Below are 286 nucleotides of genomic sequence, written 5' to 3'. Positions count from 1 at the left end.
GCCGCCGGCACGCGCCGCGTGCTGCTGATCGGCGTGGACGGCGTGAACTATCCCGAGCTGCGCGCCGCGCTGGCGCAGCAGCAGGCGCCGGCGCTGGCGCAACTGACGCTGGGGCCGGCCTACACCGGCGGCGTCAGCGGCACCGTCACGCAGCAGGAAGCGCTGGCCGGCCCCGGCTGGGCCACCCTGCTCACCGGCACCTGGGCCAACCGGCACGGCATCACCACCGACCAGGGCGGGCAGCTGCTGCGTGCCGACACGCTGTTCGCGCGGCTGCGGCAGGCGC

The 286-nt window shown here is 76.9% G+C and carries 1 pseudogene; it reads left to right on the top strand.

The window, feature by feature from the left end:
* Window positions 1–286 (top strand): annotated as a pseudogene (locus K206_RS39000) (alkaline phosphatase family protein); the annotation flags it as partial.

Source organism: Cupriavidus sp. WS (genome assembly GCF_000395345.1).
Lineage (GTDB): Bacteria > Pseudomonadota > Gammaproteobacteria > Burkholderiales > Burkholderiaceae > Cupriavidus > Cupriavidus basilensis_B.
Note: the sequence above shows the minus strand (reverse complement) of the source record. Positions and strands in the feature narration are given on the sequence as shown.